At 52.4% G+C, this 13,897-nt stretch carries 16 protein-coding genes and 8 pseudogenes; 19 read left to right on the forward strand and 5 right to left on the reverse strand.

What is annotated here, in order from left to right; translation table 11 throughout:
• Positions 1-18 precede the first annotated feature (18 nt).
• Positions 19-173, reverse strand: a pseudogene (locus tag K0778_RS27875) (hypothetical protein); the annotation flags it as partial.
• Positions 174-689: 516 nt separating this feature from the next.
• On the opposite strand from K0778_RS27875, the gene K0778_RS23000 reads away from it, so the two are divergent.
• Genes K0778_RS23000 through K0778_RS23010 form a run of 3 tightly spaced genes read left to right on the forward strand, consistent with a single transcriptional unit; the run spans position 690 to position 2,943 of the window.
• On the forward strand, positions 690-920 hold the full coding sequence (locus tag K0778_RS23000; RefSeq protein WP_000218642.1) for a hypothetical protein: 231 nt from the start codon (positions 690-692) through the stop codon (positions 918-920).
• Between the two features lie 51 nt (positions 921-971).
• Positions 972-2,333, forward strand: coding sequence for a DUF3560 domain-containing protein (locus K0778_RS23005; protein ID WP_000170695.1), 1,362 nt, complete (start codon positions 972-974; stop codon positions 2,331-2,333).
• Between the two features lie 46 nt (positions 2,334-2,379).
• The gene (locus tag K0778_RS23010) at positions 2,380-2,943 is read left to right on the forward strand and encodes a trans-aconitate 2-methyltransferase (protein WP_015059007.1); all 564 of its coding nucleotides are present in this window, start codon (positions 2,380-2,382) and stop codon (positions 2,941-2,943) included.
• An 85-nt stretch (positions 2,944-3,028) separates the two neighbouring features.
• Here K0778_RS23010 and K0778_RS23015 read toward each other — a convergent pair.
• Positions 3,029-3,484: pseudogene (locus K0778_RS23015) on the reverse strand (hypothetical protein).
• 70 nt (positions 3,485-3,554) lie between these two features.
• Between K0778_RS23015 and K0778_RS28665 the strand changes: the two are divergent.
• From K0778_RS28665 to K0778_RS23040, 6 genes and pseudogenes are all read left to right on the forward strand, one after another.
• Positions 3,555-3,760: pseudogene (locus tag K0778_RS28665) on the forward strand (single-stranded DNA-binding protein).
• Positions 3,761-3,785: 25 nt separating this feature from the next.
• Positions 3,786-4,313, forward strand: a complete 528-nt coding sequence (locus K0778_RS23020) for a single-stranded DNA-binding protein (protein ID WP_000290834.1) — start codon at positions 3,786-3,788, stop codon at positions 4,311-4,313.
• A gap of 57 nt (positions 4,314-4,370) precedes the next feature.
• Complete coding sequence (locus K0778_RS23025; RefSeq protein ID WP_000006003.1) at positions 4,371-4,604, forward strand: DUF905 family protein; 234 nt, start codon at positions 4,371-4,373, stop codon at positions 4,602-4,604.
• A gap of 60 nt (positions 4,605-4,664) precedes the next feature.
• Positions 4,665-6,688: pseudogene (locus K0778_RS23030) on the forward strand (ParB/RepB/Spo0J family partition protein).
• Positions 6,689-6,756: 68 nt separating this feature from the next.
• A complete protein-coding gene (gene psiB, locus K0778_RS23035; RefSeq protein WP_000845953.1) occupies positions 6,757-7,191 on the forward strand; it encodes a conjugation system SOS inhibitor PsiB in 435 nt (144 codons plus the stop codon).
• Positions 7,188-7,950: pseudogene (locus K0778_RS23040) on the forward strand (plasmid SOS inhibition protein A). Before psiB ends, K0778_RS23040 begins: the two are co-directional and overlap by 4 nt.
• Here the strand turns inward: K0778_RS23040 and K0778_RS23045 are convergent.
• Entirely contained in the window at positions 7,928-8,107 is a 180-nt protein-coding gene (locus K0778_RS23045; RefSeq protein ID WP_001309233.1) for a hypothetical protein, read from the reverse strand. The pseudogene K0778_RS23040 and the gene K0778_RS23045 sit on opposite strands and share 23 nt — an antisense overlap.
• Before the next feature lie 21 nt (positions 8,108-8,128).
• Here K0778_RS23045 and mok point away from each other — a divergent pair.
• Together mok and K0778_RS23050 are read left to right on the forward strand one after the other, a co-directional pair.
• A pseudogene (gene mok, locus K0778_RS27880) lies at positions 8,129-8,278 on the forward strand (plasmid maintenance protein Mok); the annotation flags it as partial.
• Complete coding sequence (locus tag K0778_RS23050; protein ID WP_001372321.1) at positions 8,220-8,345, forward strand: type I toxin-antitoxin system Hok family toxin; 126 nt, start codon at positions 8,220-8,222, stop codon at positions 8,343-8,345. The pseudogene mok and the gene K0778_RS23050, both read left to right, overlap by 59 nt.
• A 237-nt stretch (positions 8,346-8,582) precedes the next feature.
• Here K0778_RS23050 and K0778_RS23055 read toward each other — a convergent pair.
• Positions 8,583-8,960, reverse strand: a pseudogene (locus K0778_RS23055) (hypothetical protein).
• Between the two features lie 70 nt (positions 8,961-9,030).
• Here K0778_RS23055 and K0778_RS28670 point away from each other — a divergent pair.
• The 3 genes and pseudogenes from K0778_RS28670 (at position 9,031) to K0778_RS23065 (ending at position 10,488) form a co-directional block, all read left to right on the forward strand.
• A pseudogene (locus K0778_RS28670) lies at positions 9,031-9,236 on the forward strand (single-stranded DNA-binding protein).
• A 23-nt stretch (positions 9,237-9,259) separates the two neighbouring features.
• Complete coding sequence (locus tag K0778_RS23060) at positions 9,260-9,556, forward strand: hypothetical protein (protein ID WP_001272251.1); 297 nt, start codon at positions 9,260-9,262, stop codon at positions 9,554-9,556.
• 110 nt (positions 9,557-9,666) lie between these two features.
• Positions 9,667-10,488, forward strand: a complete 822-nt coding sequence (locus K0778_RS23065; RefSeq protein WP_001234445.1) for a DUF932 domain-containing protein — start codon at positions 9,667-9,669, stop codon at positions 10,486-10,488.
• A 296-nt stretch (positions 10,489-10,784) separates the two neighbouring features.
• Here the strand turns inward: K0778_RS23065 and K0778_RS23070 are convergent, their stop codons facing one another.
• Positions 10,785-11,432: a transglycosylase SLT domain-containing protein gene (locus K0778_RS23070; protein WP_015059008.1), complete on the reverse strand. Its 648-nt coding sequence runs from the start codon at positions 11,430-11,432 to the stop codon at positions 10,785-10,787.
• 276 nt (positions 11,433-11,708) lie between these two features.
• Here K0778_RS23070 and traM point away from each other — a divergent pair, with 276 nt between their 5' ends.
• From traM to traL, 5 genes are all read left to right on the forward strand, one after another.
• Positions 11,709-12,092, forward strand: coding sequence for a conjugal transfer relaxosome DNA-binding protein TraM (gene traM / locus K0778_RS23075; RefSeq protein ID WP_000124981.1), 384 nt, complete (start codon positions 11,709-11,711; stop codon positions 12,090-12,092).
• 190 nt (positions 12,093-12,282) lie between these two features.
• Positions 12,283-12,969, forward strand: a complete 687-nt coding sequence (locus tag K0778_RS23080) for a PAS domain-containing protein (protein ID WP_015059009.1) — start codon at positions 12,283-12,285, stop codon at positions 12,967-12,969.
• A gap of 93 nt (positions 12,970-13,062) precedes the next feature.
• The gene (gene traY, locus K0778_RS23085; protein WP_001254386.1) at positions 13,063-13,290 is read left to right on the forward strand and encodes a conjugal transfer relaxosome protein TraY; all 228 of its coding nucleotides are present in this window, start codon (positions 13,063-13,065) and stop codon (positions 13,288-13,290) included.
• Between the two features lie 33 nt (positions 13,291-13,323).
• Positions 13,324-13,689, forward strand: a complete 366-nt coding sequence (gene traA / locus K0778_RS23090; protein WP_021519752.1) for a type IV conjugative transfer system pilin TraA — start codon at positions 13,324-13,326, stop codon at positions 13,687-13,689.
• A 14-nt stretch (positions 13,690-13,703) separates the two neighbouring features.
• The coding region (traL, locus tag K0778_RS23095) for a type IV conjugative transfer system protein TraL (protein WP_137521776.1) at positions 13,704-13,897 on the forward strand (194 nt) is incomplete at its 3' end.

The following is a 13,897-nucleotide window of genomic DNA, read 5'->3' on the forward strand; positions in this document are numbered from 1 at the left end:
TCGCTACGGTCCGATGCGTGAAAACCCCGGGCTTGCAGCGACCGTTCCGGTCGCGCCGCCTCTGTCGCGCCGTGGCCTGCGCTCCTTACATCCCGGCAAAAGGCCGCCGGGATGTAAGGGGCAACGCCGTTTCGCGCACGCGCTCTCCGTCGTTGCGGCGGGCCCCTGCTCATTGCCTGCCGGGTGCCACACACCCGTATGAGTCCCTGTCGCCGGGGGCATAGACAGCCACAACCTGCCGCACTGACTGTCCAGGGTAAATGAACAGCCCACAAAATTTTTTACCCAAAAACCGGTAAAAAATTTTGCGTTCTGCCCAGGACAGGTGCGTCAGGCCGTGGCAGTGATGCCCCTTGCGGCGAAGGTTCTCAAACGGGTGAAGTTCATACCACAGGGAATACAGCAGCAGGTTCCCGCGAAACGTCAAAACCGCGGCTCCCGAAACTCAACGGGTGATGTTCTTTAAAAATCAGGATTTATTTCAGGCTCCGGCAATACGCATTTATTTGTTCTGTCAGTCATCCGGCTGGCAGGTAATGAGAACGCAGGAACAGAAGGAGGAAAACACCGGAGAACGTCAGACGCAGATATGAAAAAAGCAGGCCGGGGAGGACCTGCTTAATCCACACCGCAAAAACTGTTCGAGCAGTTTCTGCGGTTCCATTCAACAGTCATAAGGAGTTTCATTTATGACGGTAAGTATTGTTTCACCTTCCGCAGCGGCTGTAAAGCCCCGCCGTCATCCCCGTTTCAGACGCGAAGACATCCCCGCGCCGGAAATTGACCCCGTGCTGAAAGCCTTCGGGCGACACATTGCCCGGAGTTTTCACCGGGGACGTGGTGTACACATCCCCGCCATGAAAAATACGGCTTTCGGGCAGGTGCTCCGCACACTCGAACTGAAACGCGCTTTTAACTGATGAGGTGAGCCGCCCCGCGAGGGGCGGCAACAGACGGAAGGAGAACATTTTATGACATTAGCTGCAATCACCATGACCGCCCCGGAAGCCGCCAGCCCTGTGCAGATGTACCGCGCGACCTACTCACCGGATGACAACAAACTGCGCCTGTATGCCGCGTCACGTCTTGACCCGGAGACGTATAAAAAAGTGCATGATGCCGGTTTCCGCTGGGCACCCAGACAGGCGCTGTTTGTCGCGCCAGCCTGGACACCGGGCCGGGAAGACGTGCTCCTCTCACTTGCCGGAGAGATTGAGGATGAAGACAGCACGCTCGCTGAACGTCAGGAAGCACGGGCGGAGCGGTTTACCGGATACAGCGGAAAGCGGGCCAGTGAATCCGCACAGGCACTTGATGAAGTGGAAAGACTGGCCGCGATGATCCCGCCCGGTCAGCCCATTCTTGTGGGGCATCACAGCGAACGCCGCGCCCGTCGTGATGCGCAGCGTATTGAAAACGGCATGAAACGTGCCGTGATGCTCTTTGAACGTGCGGAATACTGGGAAGAACGGGCGCGGTCGGCACTGCTTCACGCGAAGTATAAAGAACGCCCGGACGTTCGCTGGCGTCGTATCAAAAAAATCGAAGCTGATTTGCGCAAGGCTGAAAAGACCATCGCACAGTCGCAGAAATATCTGACGATGTGGCGGGCTGAATCGCTGGATCTGAATATGGCAAAACTCATCAGCAGTCATGACCATATCAGCGCCTGTTTCCCGCTGGATACGTATCCGCGCCCGGCAGAAAAAAGCCAGTATGAAGGGAGCCGGTCGTTATGGTCGGCCCTGGATGATGACATCATCACCACGGAGCAGGCCCGCGAAATTGCGATCCGCTGTCATGAACGGCAGATTCAGCATCAGCAACGCTGGGTTAACCACTATCAGAACCGCCTGATCTATGAGCGTGCCATGCTGGACGAAAGCGGCGGCGTGGTTACCCGGACACAGGATTTTGAGCCGGGCGGACAGGTTTTCAGCCGGGGCGAGTGGCTGACTATCATCCGCGTGAACAAAAGCAACGGGGCGGTGAGTTCAGTCACAACGCCAAATTACAGTTTTCTCGGGTACAGCGGCACGATGAAAGTGACGCCCGATCGCATCACGGACTACAAAGCACCATCGGCAGAAGAGGCTGCCGTCGCCAGTCAGGCCGCGAAGCGTCCGCCGGTAGTCAACTATCCGGGGGAAGGTTTCCGGGAAATGACAAAGGCGCAGTGGGCCGCCCTGCCCCGGGACTGTAAGGCCGTGCGCAGTGTGGAAGAAGCAGAAGACCACGGGGCATACCGCTACCGCCGCACAATGGACAATAATTTCCGTCTGGTGAATGTGTATATCACCGACATGAAAATCACGGAAATCCCACAGAAATAAGGTATATCCCCCCGGGAAATCCCCGGGGGATGACGGAGATAATGATATGCACAGTCAGTTAAGAGAACGTATCCGGCTGATGCGCGCAAGGCTGGATAACGCCGCGCCGGTTGCTGAAATCCGGGCTGAATCTCAGCTTTTTGTGAGTCCTGCCCCGATCTGTGATCGCCTGGTGACGCTGGCGGAAATCAGCAACCGTGATCACATTCTGGAACCCTCTGCCGGCACCGGGGCCATACTGCGGGCGATTCGGGATACCGCGCCGGAGGCCATGTGTGATGCGGTGGAGATTAACAGCGGGCTGGTCCGGTATCTGCGGGAAAATTTTAACGGTGTCAGGGTACAGTGTGGCGACTTCATGGAATGGCAGCCGGTGCAGTATTACAGCCGGATCATTATGAATCCGCCGTTCAGTCACGGGCAGGATATCCGGCATATCCTGCGGGCTTTTTCCCTGTTGCGTCCGGGGGGCGTTCTGGTTGCCGTCTGTCTCAACGGGCCACGCCAGCAGGAGAAGCTGTTACCGTTTTCTGACGTCCGCGAGGAGCTGCCGCGCGGCACGTTTGCTTATACCGATGTCCCGACGATGATTATTCGTTTGCGTGCCTGATGACACAGGGCTGGCGGGAGGATAAATGCCCGTCTGTCCGCGCCGGGAAAAAACCGCGCGCCGGTGGCGCTGAAAGGGGCCGCGCTCACGCGCCGCCCCTTTCATTACGCGGACGTTCTGATGGGGGCTTCTGTCTTTTCAGACCTGTCATTTGTCTGTTACTGATGATGTTGTTGTTCCTGCTACTGCTACTGCTACTGCTACTGCTACTGCTACTGCTACTGTTCTTCTTTTTTCTACTGCCCTGATTATTGTCTGTTTTGTTGTTCTCCTGCTTATGCCTTTTCCGGGCGTCCCCCTGGCGGGGCGGGCTGTCGTGAACGGAGCCAGCGAAGCTGTCTCCGCCCTGGCGGGCTTCCATCCCTGACGCAAAAACCCGGGTTTGCAGCGACCGGAACGGTCGCGCCACCCTTGTCGCGCCGTGGCCTGCGCTCCCGGCATCCCGGCAAAAGACGCCGGGATGTAAGGAGCAACGCCGTTTCGCAAACCGCGCTTCACGTCGTTGCGGCGGGTCCCTGCCCGTTGTTCTGTCCGGTGCCATTCACCTGTTTAAGCCCCTGTCGCCGGGGGCATAGACAGCCACAACCTGCCGCACTGACTGTCCAGGGTAAATGAACAGCCCACAAAATTTTTTACCCAAAACCCGGTAAAAAATTTTGCGTTCTGCCCAGGACAGGTGCGTCAGGCCGTGGCAGTGATGCCCCTTGCGGCGAAGGTTCTCAAACAGGTGATGGTGAATACCGGAGGGAACAAAAGGCAGGTCCCCGCAAAACGTCAAAACCGCGGCTCCCGAAACTCAACAGATGATGGGGGCTGAAAACATCAACAGAAGGAGACACATCATGGCAGTTCGTGGCATTAACAAGGTCATTCTTGTCGGTCGTCTGGGAAAAGATCCGGAAGTCCGTTACATCCCCAACGGGGGCGCAGTGGCAAACCTGCAGGTGGCCACGTCAGAAACCTGGCGCGACAAACAGACGGGGGAAATGAAGGAGCAGACGGAATGGCACCGCGTGGTGCTGTTCGGCAAGCTCGCGGAAGTGGCAGGTGAATATCTGCGTAAGGGGGCGCAGGTCTACATTGAAGGCCAGCTTCGCACCCGTAGCTGGGAAGATAACGGTATTACCCGTTACGTCACCGAAATCCTTGTTAAAACCACGGGCACCATGCAGATGCTGGGGAGTGCACCACAGCAGAACGCTCAGGTGCAACCGCAGCCTCAGCAGAATGGTCAGTCACAGAGTGCTGACGCGACGAAAAAAGGGAGCGCGAAAACGAAAGGCCGTGGACGTAAGGCTGCGCAGCCGGAGCCTCAGCCGCAACCACCGGAGGGGGAGGATTACGGGTTTTCAGACGATATCCCGTTCTGACTGGCCTGACTGTGATAACCGCCCCGTCCTGCGCGGGGCATCACCGGAGATATGAGGATGAGCGAATATTTCAGAATACTTCAGGGACTGCCTGACGGTCCTTTTACCCGCAAACAGGCCGAAGCCGTTGCCGCACAGTACCGGAACGTCTTTATCGAGGATGACCACGGCGAACAGTTTCGCCTGGTTGTCCGTAATAACGGAACAATGGTCTGGCGTACCTGGAATTTTGAGGACGGTGCCGGGTACTGGATGAACCATGTCATCCGTGATTTCGGGATCCTTAAGTAAGAGAGGTGCCGGACGGGGATCACGTCCGGCAGACATTAACTACACAATAAGGGGATAGTCATGTCAGTAACAAAGTCTGAACCAAAATCTACCCGTAAAGCAAGCCGTAAACCTGCAAAAACGCAGGAAACTGTCCTGTCTGCCCTGCTGGCGCAGACGGAGGAAGTGAGCGTGCCGCTGGCCTCGCTGATTAAGTCACCACTGAATGTGCGCACGGTGCCGTATTCTGCGGAGTCCGTCAGCGAACTGGCTGATTCCATTAAGGGGGTCGGCCTGCTGCAGAATCTGGTTGTTCATGCCCTGCCAGGTGACCGCCACGGTGTCGCCGCAGGTGGTCGCCGACTGGCAGCACTCAACATGCTGGCAGAGCGTGGCATCATTCCGGCTGACTGGCCTGTCCGCGTGAAAATTATTTCGCAGGAACTGGCGACGGCCGCATCGATGACCGAGAACGGTCATCGTCGGGATATGCACCCAGCCGAACAGATTGCCGGATTCTGTGCAATGGCGCAGGAAGGCAAAACACCTGCACAAATCGGTGATTTGCTGGGCTATTCACCCCGCCACGTTCAGCGAATGCTGAAACTGGCTGACCTTGCGCCTGTCATCCTCGATGCGCTGGCAGAAGACCTCATCACCACCGAGCACTGTCAGGCGCTGGCGCTGGAGAACGACACCGCGCGTCAGGTGCAGGTGTTTGAAGCCGCCTGTCAGTCGGGATGGGGCGGTAAACCGGAAGTACAGACCATTCGTCGTCTGGTGACCGAAAGTGAAGTGGCGGTGGCAGGGAACAGTAAATTCCGCTTCGTGGGGGCTGATGCCTTCTCGCCAGATGAACTGCGCACTGACCTGTTCAGCGACGACGAGGGTGGCTATGTGGACTGCGTGGCGCTCGATGCCGCCCTGCTGGAAAAACTCCAGGCTGTTGCTGAACACCTTCGGGAAGCCGAAGGCTGGGGATGGTGCGCCGGACGCATGGAGCCTGTCGGTGAGTGCCGTGAGGATGCCGGAACATACCGCTGTCTGCCGGAGCCGGAAGCGGTGCTGACGGAGGCGGAAGAAGAACGTCTGAACGAACTGATGACGCGTTACGACGCGCTGGAAAACCAGTGTGAGGAATCTGACCTGCTGGAAGCAGAAATGAAGCTGATGCGCTGCATGGCGAAGGTCAGGGCGTGGACGCCGGAGATGCGTGCCGGAAGCGGTGTGGTGGTGTCCTGGCGTTATGGCAACGTGTGTGTCCAGCGTGGTGTGCAGTTGCGCAGCGAGGATGATGCGGCTGACGACGCTGACCGCACGGAACAGGTGCAGGAGAAAGCGCCCGTGGAGGAAATCAGTCTGCCACTGCTGACGAAAATGTCTTCCGAACGCACGCTGGCAGTCCAGGCAGCACTGATGCAGCAACCGGACAAATCTCTGGCACTGCTGGCATGGACGCTCTGCCCTGATGAATCCCCTAATGATTTTTACCAAAATCATTAGGGGATTCATCAGCGCTCTGCCTGAATGTGTTTGGCAGCGGAGCGTACAGTAAACCAGCACAAATCAGCCTGGAATGTAAACATTATTCGCTGACCAGCGATGCGCCATCGGGGAAGGACGGTGCCGCATTCCTGGCGCTGATGGCAGAAAAAGCCCGTCTTGCAGCCCTGTTACCGGAGGGATGGTCACGGGATATGACGACATTCCTGTCACTCAGCCAGGAGGTACTGTTATCCCTGCTCAGTTTCTGCACCGCGTGCAGCATCCACGGCGTTCAGACCCGCGAGCATGGTCACACGTCACGCAGTCCGCTGGACTCGCTGGAGAGCGCTATCGGATTCCACATGCGCGACTGGTGGCAGCCGACGAAAGCAAACTTCTTCGGACACCTGCAAAAGCCGCAGATTATCGATGCCCTGAATGATGCCGGACTGTCCGGTGCTGCGCGGGACGCGGAGAAAATGAAGAAAGGCGATGCCGCTGAACATGCAGAGTTCCACATGAAAGACAACCGCTGGGTGCCTGGCTGGATGTGTACACCACGTCCACAGGCAGAGACGGAAACCACGGAGTACCGTGACGACCAGGCAGAAGCCGCCTGACCGCCAGTCATAAACCATTTATCACGCCGCCCTGCCGGAGACGGGGCGGCAGCAAGGGAGATACCGTGATGAAAACTGAACTGACCCTGAATGTATTACAGACCATGAGCGCACAGGAATATGAAGATATCCGGGCTGCCGGAAGTGATGAACGTCGTGAACTCACACATGCCGTGATGCGGGAGCTGGATGCGCCGGATAACTGGACGATGAACGGCGAGTATGGCAGCGAGTTCGGCGGCTTTTTCCCCGTCCAGGTCCGTTTCACGCCTGCCCACGAACGTTTTCACCTGGCGTTATGTTCACCGGGCGATGTCTCTCAGGTCTGGGTGCTGGTTCTGGTGAATGCCGGTGGTGAGCCGTTTGCGGTGGTTCAGGTACAGCGGCGGTTTGCACCGGAAGCCGTCAGCCATTCACTGGCACTGGCGGCGTCACTGGACGCGCAGGGGTACAGCGTCAGTGACATCATCCATATCCTGATGGCGGAAGGAGGTCAGGCATGAGCGCACGTTCACAGGCACTGGTTCCCCTCAGCGCAGAGCAACAGGCCGCATGGCGGGCGGTGGCGGAGACAGAAAAACGCCGCCACCAGGGAAACACGCTGGCGGAATATCCGTATGCGGGGGCGTTTTTCCGCTGTCTGAACGGAAGCCGCAGGATATCGCTGTCTGACCTGCGATTTTTCATGCCGTCCCTGACCGCAGAAGAACTGCGCGGCAACCGTTCTCAGTGGCTGTATGCCGTCGATGTGCTGATTGAAACTCAGGGCGAGGTCTGCCTTCTTCCCCTTCCCGGCGATGCAGCAGAGCGGCTGTTCCCGTCGGTGCGGTTCCGTGTCAGGGAGCGCAGTCGCCACAAATCCGCACTGGTCATGCAAAAGTACAGCCGCCAGCAGGCGAGGGAGGCAGAGCAGAAAGCCCGTGCGTACCAGGCGCTGGTCGCTCAGGCTGAAATCGAACTGGCATTCCATTCGCCGGAAACAGTCGGAAGCTGGCATGCACGCTGGAGTGACCGGGTGGCAGAGCATGACCTGGAAACCCTGTTCTGGCAGTGGGGTGAGCGTTTTCCGTCACTGGCCGGAATGGAACGCTGGCAGTGGCAGGATATGCCGTTCTGGCAGGTTATTGCGGAAGCCAGTCTTGCAGCAAGAGAGGCCGGTCACGCTGTCCGTGAGATGGAGCGGTGGATGGTGCCGAACAAACTCCGGGAGGCGGCGTGATGCGGCAACAATCACACAGATTACCCGTAAACAGCCTGAATGAGCGGGTTATTTTCAGGAAAAGTGAGTGTGGTCAGCGTGCAGGTATATGGGCTATGATGTGCCCGGCGCTTGAGGCTTTCTGCCTCATGACGTGAAGGTGGTTTGTTACCGTGTTGTGTGGCAGAAAGAAGATAGCCCCGTAGTAAGTTAATTTTCATTAACCACCACGAGGCATCCCTATGTCTAGTCCACATCAGGATAGCCTCTTACCGCGCTTTGCGCAAGGAGAAGAAGGCCATGAAACTACCACGAAGTTCCCTTGTCTGGTGTGTGTTGATCGTGTGTCTCACACTGTTGATATTCACTTATCTGACACGAAAATCGCTGTGCGAGATTCGTTACAGAGACGGACACAGGGAGGTGGCGGCTTTCATGGCTTACGAATCCGGTAAGTAGCAACCTGGAGGCGGGCGCAGGCCCGCCTTTTCAGGGCTGATGCTGGTCTGACTGCACTGAAGCGCCTTTATAAAGGGGCTGCTGGTTCGCCGGTGGCCCCTTTCTCCTTGCTGGCATTGTACGGGCATGAACAACCAGACTGCCAGGAAGGCCGTTTCCCTCCGGGAACGGGGATGAACGTGCGCCTGCGGCGCCCGTTCTTTTCCCCCGCCTTCTCTGTTTATGACTTACCAGAAATCACATCACCTTCCCTTTGATTATTCTCTTTTTCCTCCTGCTCTGACTCTGATTACTGCTCTGACTCTGATTACTGCTGCCCTGATTATTGTCTGTTTTGTTGTTCTCCTGCTTATGCCTTTTCCGGGCGTCCCCCTGGCGGGGCGGGCTGTCGTGAACGGAGCCAGCGAAGCTGTCTCCGCCCTGGCGGGCTTCCATCCCTGACGCAAAAACCCGGGTTTGCAGCGACCGGAACGGTCGCGCCACCCTTGTCGCGCCGTGGCCTGCGCTCCCGGCATCCCGGCAAAAGACGCCGGGATGTAAGGAGCAACGCCGTTTCGCAAACCGCGCTTCACGTCGTTGCGGCGGGTCCCTGCCCGTTGTTCTGTCCGGTGCCATTCACCTGTTTAAGCCCCTGTCGCCGGGGGCATAGACAGCCACAACCTGCCGCACTGACTGTCCAGGGTAAATGAACAGCCCACAAAATTTTTTACCCAAAACCCGGTAAAAAATTTTGCGTTCTGCCCAGGACAGGTGCGTCAGGCCGTGGCAGTGATGCCCCTTGCGGCGAAGGTTCTCAAACAGGTGATGGTGAATACCGGAGGGAACAAAAGGCAGGTCCCCGCAAAACGTCAAAACCGCGGCTCCCGAAACTCAACAGATGATGGGGGCTGAAAACATCAGATACAGGAGGAATTATGAGCGCATTTTCTTTTAACACCACTTATCAGCCAACAGGCGATCAGCAGAAAGACGCAATCGCACAAATCGGGATCATGCAGAATCGTGCTGTTCAGGCAAATCTTGCATATCAGAGCTGCCGGGATTCTGGTGCACTCTTTAAGGTGCTCCACCAGGTCAATAATGAGCTGCATGACTTACTGGATAGCCTGGAGAATCATACTCCTCTTGTCAGAAAAAACGCTGATGAGTTGATCGCGCTGTTACTGCTTTTCACTCGGCAGGTTGGTCAGTCCCGAACTGACCTGATTTGATGGTCCTTCCCCTCGGAATTGTTGTCTTTTTGTTAACGATAACCGAGGGGGGATGATATTAAGCGAAAAAACTTTTATTAATTTTATGCCTTCATAAAGGAGTTACTGTTATGCGATTAGCTTCCCGTTTTGGTCGATATAATTCTATTCGCCGTGAGCGCCCGTTAACGGATGACGAATTAATGCAGTTTGTTCCATCTGTCTTTTCTGGTGATAAACATGAATCCCGGAGTGAGCGTTATACATATATCCCAACCATCAATATCATCAATAAGTTACGTGATGAAGGTTTCCAGCCATTCTTTGCCTGTCAGAGTCGGGTTCGTGATTTGGGACGCCGCGAATACAGTAAACATATGTTACGTCTTCGCAGGGAAGGGCATATTAACGGGAAAGAAGTTCCTGAAATTATCCTGCTTAATTCACATGATGGTTCATCCAGTTATCAGATGATCCCAGGAATTTTTCGTTTTGTCTGCACAAATGGCCTGGTGTGTGGGAATAATTTTGGCGAAATCCGCGTTCCACATAAAGGTGATATTGTCGGGCAGGTTATTGAGGGAGCGTATGAAGTGCTCGGTGTCTTTGATAAAGTCACTGAAAATATGGAGACAATGAAAGAGATACATCTTAACAGTGACGAACAACATTTATTTGGCAGAGCTGCATTGATGGCCAGGTACGAAGATGAAAATAAAACGCCAGTGACGCCAGAACAAATAATTACTCCCCGCCGTTGGGAGGATAAACAGAACGATCTCTGGACAACCTGGCAGCGGGTTCAGGAGAATATGATAAAAGGTGGATTATCGGGGCGAAGTGCCTCCGGTAAAAATACCAGAACAAGAGCCATTACAGGCATTGACGGTGATATCCGAATCAACAAAGCATTATGGATGATTGCCGAACAGTTCAGGGAGTGGAAGTCATGATAATATAAGTAAAGCCCCGAAAAATTTTTCGGGGCTTTACTTATATTATCATCCTGCGGCATTGCTGTGTCGTCTGATATGCCTCAATTTCATCAACTGGCTTTTCGGTAGTCTGTAAATATTGTGCCCGCGAAAAATGGTCTGGCAGGAGGCTGCGCAGTTACCGGATATATATAAGATGGGATCCCGCTTTGCGGGGCTTCGGCCAGTCAGCATTATCACTCATATGATATTTTTGTGTGTGGCCTTCCATGCCGCTGTCGCGGCATAACCGGTATTTGACAATGTATACAATATTAATTTTTCTGCACACTGTTAATTTGGGAAAGTGATTTCTTCGTGGTCGGAACCCGGATGCCTTTACTGCTCTTTATCCAGGTATAAATCCGGTAAACCTCTGATGCGTAGGCAAGACGTCTCTGGTTCTGGCGTTCGGTCTTCCTGAATCCGGCATTGTATGCACCAACGGCCTCCCAGGAGACGCCCCATTTTTTAAAGGCTATTGCCAGATAATAAGCACCGGTATAAATGTTCATACAGGGATCTGTTGTCAGATGTTCCGGCTTAATTCCATAGCGGGCCAGTTCGTTAAAATGCTGGGAATCTACCTGCATCAGTCCGCTGCCATATCCCGTTACCGGATTAATACCGATGGCATTAACCCGGTAACGGGATTCTTTCCATGATATCGCTCTCAGTAAATCCGGGTCTATTTTGTAATCCCGACCTGCAAGATCAAAGCAATCGGCGGCTTCGCAGATCCCATTTATAAACATCAGGCAGATTGCTAACATCCATTTTTTCATTTTTCCACCTCTGGTGACTTTATCCGTAAATAATTTAACCCACTCCACAAAAAGGCTCAACAGGTTGGTGGTTCTCACCACCAAAAGCACCACACCCCACGCAAAAACAAGTTTTTGCTGATTTGCTTTTTGAATCATTAGCTTATGTTTTAAATAATGTATTTTAATTTATTTTACATTATTAAATAGGGGCGTTGACGACCCTATGGCGACCCTATGGCGACCCTTGTTAGGGTCAGTACTGACAAATTTTATGAAAAACATTTGGATATATTAGGGCCGCCCCTAGCAGCGCCGTGCGTTTTTTTATAGTATGCCCCTAGGGGCGCTGCTAGGGGTGCTCTTCTTTTTTCAGACCAAACTATGAGTAAATGAAATAAAACACTTGTTTCAGAATATAAAAGGTACTGTCTTATGGCCAGAGTAAATCTGTATATCAGTAATGAGGTTCATGAAAAAATTAACATGATTGTTGAAAAGCGTCGTCAGGAGGGAGCAAGAGATAAAGATATAAGCCTTTCAGGAACTGCTTCAATGCTTCTTGAATTGGGGCTTCGCGTATATGATGCACAGATGGAGCGTAAAGAGTCTGCGTTTAACCAGACAGAGTTTAATAAACTTCTTCTTGAATGTGTTGTAAAAACACAGTCAACGGTGGCAAAGATTTTAGGTATTGAGTCTCTCAGTCCTCATGTCTCCGGAAACCCGAAGTTTGAATATGCCAGTATGGTTGACGATATCAGAGAGAAAGTGTCTGTTGAGATGGACCGGTTTTTTCCAAAAAATGATGATGAATAAATGAAAATGAAGTTTGAGTTGGTTCAAATATAAGAATTTTTATGATTCAAAAAGATGACAATACGTCAGATAATTAGTATATTAATTACGTGGTTAATGCCACGTTAAAAATTGAAACTGAAAATCGCCGATGCAGGGAGGTCTGAACTCCCTGCATCGACTGTCCATAGAATCCTTAACGGAGGTTCCTATGTGTGCGCTGGATCGTAGAGAAAGGCCACTTAACAGTCAATCTGTAAATAAGTACATCCTTAACGTTCAGAATATCTACAGAAATTCTCCCGTTCCGGTTTGTGTCCGTAACAAAAACCGGAAAATCCTTTATGCCAATGGGGCTTTTATTGAACTCTTTTCCAGAGAAGATAAACCCTTATCCGGAGAGAGTTATATACGTCTGCAGGTTGAAATTTTTCTTTCATCACTTGAATTGGAATGCCAGGCTCTTGGACATGGCTCTGCATTTTGTCGTCGTTTTAATTTTCATGGCGAAATCTATCAGATAAGGATGGAGAATGTTTCTTTTTATAATGACGAATCTGTTGTTTTATGGCAAATTAATCCGTTTCCTGATTATCCATTTTTTGCGTTAAGTCAGAGTGGAAGTAATACAAATACTTCTGATAAATTAACGATATGGAATGATCTTTCCCCCGGGACATTGCTTGTTTTCTCTTTTTATATGCTGGGTGTTGGTCATGCAACAATTGCCAGAGAATTGGGTATTACAGACAGAGCATCTGAGGATCGAATTAAACCAGTTAAACGGAAAATAAAAGAATTTTTTGAACACTTTGATTTATTCAGAGTGTCATGTATCTATAAAGGGAAAATAGATTTGCTATTAAATATAATTCGTGAATTTTATAGCGTTAAGTAAATGTTAAATAAGGCACGCCAATTTTGGCGTGTTTTTTTTCGTCGGTTTCTGTGCAATCATAATTTTATTAGTCGGGAAACAGAGGTGAATTGAGTGAGGAGGCGTAACGCGAGAGGCGGTATAAGCAGAACAGTCTCGGTGTATCTCGATGAAGATACAAATAACCGACTTATTAAGGCCAAAGATCGTAGTGGAAGAAGTAAAACGATAGAAGTCCAGATCCGTCTCAGAGATCATCTGAAACGATTTCCTGATTTCTATAACGAAGAAATATTCAGGGAGGTGACCGAAGAGAGCGAGTCAACATTTAAAGAACTTTAGTTTTTATCTATCAATATTAAACAGAGGAATCATATGGACGCCGTTTTAAGTGTTCAGGGTGCTTCTGCGCCCGTCAAAAAGAAGTCGTTTTTTTCCAAATTCACTCGTCTGAATATGCTTCGCCTGGCTCGCGCTGTGATCCCGGCTGCTGTTCTGATGATGTTCTTCCCGCAACTGGCGATGGCCGCTAGCAGCAGTGGTCAGGACCTGATGGCAAGTGGTAACAACACGGTTAAGGCGACCTTCGGTAAGGACTCCAGTATTGTTAAATGGGTTGTTCTGGCTGAAGTTCTGGTCGGTGCGGTCATGTACATGATGACCAAAAACGTCAAGTTCCTGGCCGGTTTCGCCATCATCTCTGTATTTATTGCTGTGGGTATGGCCGTCGTTGGCCTCTGACAGGAAATAAAACGATGTCGGGAGACGAGAATAAACTTAAGAAATATCGTTTCCCGGAAACACTGACCAACCAGAGCCGCTGGTTTGGCCTGCCACTGGATGAACTGATCCCCGCAGCAATCTGTATTGGCTGGGGTATCACAACATCGAAATATCTGTTCGGTATTGGTGCAGCGGTTCTGGTTTATTTCGGGATTAAAAAACTGAA

Source organism: Escherichia sp. XD33, assembly GCF_019375075.1.
GTDB lineage: Bacteria > Pseudomonadota > Gammaproteobacteria > Enterobacterales > Enterobacteriaceae > Enterobacter > Enterobacter flexneri_A.

Coding starts and splice junctions, on each gene's coding strand:
- traM (WP_000124981.1), top strand. CDS start 11,709: ATGGCCAGAGTAAATCTGTATATCAGTAATGAGGTTCATGAAAAAATT.
- K0778_RS23065 (WP_001234445.1), top strand. CDS start 9,667: ATGCGATTAGCTTCCCGTTTTGGTCGATATAATTCTATTCGCCGTGAG.
- K0778_RS23060 (WP_001272251.1), top strand. CDS start 9,260: ATGAGCGCATTTTCTTTTAACACCACTTATCAGCCAACAGGCGATCAG.
- K0778_RS23020 (WP_000290834.1), top strand. CDS start 3,786: ATGGCAGTTCGTGGCATTAACAAGGTCATTCTTGTCGGTCGTCTGGGA.
- K0778_RS23010 (WP_015059007.1), top strand. CDS start 2,380: ATGCACAGTCAGTTAAGAGAACGTATCCGGCTGATGCGCGCAAGGCTG.
- K0778_RS23025 (WP_000006003.1), top strand. CDS start 4,371: ATGAGCGAATATTTCAGAATACTTCAGGGACTGCCTGACGGTCCTTTT.
- K0778_RS23045 (WP_001309233.1), bottom strand. CDS start 8,107: ATGAAAATTAACTTACTACGGGGCTATCTTCTTTCTGCCACACAACAC.
- K0778_RS23070 (WP_015059008.1), bottom strand. CDS start 11,432: ATGATTCAAAAAGCAAATCAGCAAAAACTTGTTTTTGCGTGGGGTGTG.
- K0778_RS23080 (WP_015059009.1), top strand. CDS start 12,283: ATGTGTGCGCTGGATCGTAGAGAAAGGCCACTTAACAGTCAATCTGTA.
- K0778_RS23005 (WP_000170695.1), top strand. CDS start 972: ATGACATTAGCTGCAATCACCATGACCGCCCCGGAAGCCGCCAGCCCT.
- psiB (WP_000845953.1), top strand. CDS start 6,757: ATGAAAACTGAACTGACCCTGAATGTATTACAGACCATGAGCGCACAG.
- traA (WP_021519752.1), top strand. CDS start 13,324: ATGGACGCCGTTTTAAGTGTTCAGGGTGCTTCTGCGCCCGTCAAAAAG.
- K0778_RS23000 (WP_000218642.1), top strand. CDS start 690: ATGACGGTAAGTATTGTTTCACCTTCCGCAGCGGCTGTAAAGCCCCGC.